The sequence below is a fragment of the Mesorhizobium sp. M7A.F.Ca.CA.002.09.1.1 genome (assembly GCF_003998555.1).
Classification (GTDB): Bacteria; Pseudomonadota; Alphaproteobacteria; order Rhizobiales; family Rhizobiaceae; genus Mesorhizobium; species Mesorhizobium ciceri.
Map to the genome: position 1 here is coordinate 1 of NZ_RZRR01001155.1, position 1,440 is coordinate 1,440.

At 57.4% G+C, this 1,440-nt stretch carries 1 pseudogene; it reads right to left on the reverse strand.

The features are described from left to right. Positions 1–92: 92 nt before the first annotated feature. Positions 93–1,440 (reverse strand): annotated as a pseudogene (locus EN994_RS31280) (GGDEF and EAL domain-containing protein); the annotation flags it as partial.

The window sequence follows — 1,440 nt, forward strand, 5'->3', positions numbered from 1 at the left end:
GCGCTGCATCAGCGACCTGAAGCCGCTCGGGATCAAGATCTGGCTTGATGATTTCGGGACCGGCTTCGCGGGTCTTTCGTGGCTTCGCCTGATCGATTTCGAACCAGGGTGATAATGTCCTGCAGCATCGCCTTGCCGCTCGGGGAGCTGCAGTCATGCAGAAACGAGCGATCGATCTTCACCGTATCGAAATCGATCAGGCGAAGCCACGAAAGACCCGCGAAGCCGGTCCCGAAATCATCAAGCCAGATCTTGATCCCGAGCAGCTTCAGGTCGCTGATGCAGCGCAGGATGTCGGAGTGCATCTCCATCTCCAGCCCTTCGGTGATCTCGAAGGCCAGCCTGCTGCCTGCGACGCCGGTCTCGCCCAGAATGGTCGCGACCGACGTCGCGAAGCCCGGTGTCTTGAGCTGGATCGGGGAGACGTTGACACTGACGACACGGACGTGGTCGTCCGCCAGCAGTTCGGCGCACACTGTCCTTATCGCCCAGCGCCCGAGTTCCAGGATCGCGCCGGTCCGTTCGGCGACCGGAATGAACAGGCTCGGCGGAACCGATGTGCCGTCGAGCATCTTGAGGCGCATCAGAGCCTCCACCGCTTCAACCCGGTCCGATTTGACATCCTGGATAGGCTGGTAAACGAGTGAAACGAGATTCTGGCCGATCGCGATCTTCAGCAAAGCCGCAATGTTCTCGCTCTCGTCACTGCTTTGCGGGTCGGTTGGATCGAACAGCCGGGCACAATTTCGGCCGCCGGCTTTTGCCAGATAGAGAGCGCGATCGGCCTCGTGAATGATTTTCTCCAGCTTGGCCCCGGTCTGCGTCCGGGTGAATGCGGCGCCAACGCTTACCGTTACGATCGAGACGCCGTCGCGCCGCAGTTCGTGCGTCAGAGCCAGGTTCTCCACCGTGCTACAAATGGCTTCCGCAATGTCCAGGATCTGCTCCTTTTTCTCCATGCGAGCCAGGACGATGAACTCTTCGCCGCCATAGCGGCCGATGGAGCCATTATACTGTTTGATCATATCGCTAAGGGCATTGGCGACATGGATCAGGCAGCGGTCGCCTTCCTGATGGCCGTAGCAGTCATTGAACTTCTTGAAGAAGTCCACGTCGATGAGGATCGCCCCAAAGCTGGTGCCGACCTTTTGCCAATCGTTCCAGTAGTCTCGCAGCTTCTCGTCGATCGCGCGCCGGTTCTCCAGACCCGTGAGCGGATCGGTCCGCGACAACCTCAGCAGGGCCTTGCCGCGTTCGGTCGCCTCATTGTGCTGGATCTTGGCTTCCAGGGCGTTCAGGAAGACGTTGTAGCGTTCCTCATTCAGTTTCCAGTTCACATATGAGGTGAACGTGAAACAAGAAACATAGAAAGCCCCAAATACCATTTTGTATATGAGAGTTGAGGGAACAAAGTAATTTACGATATAAAGTATACATAAG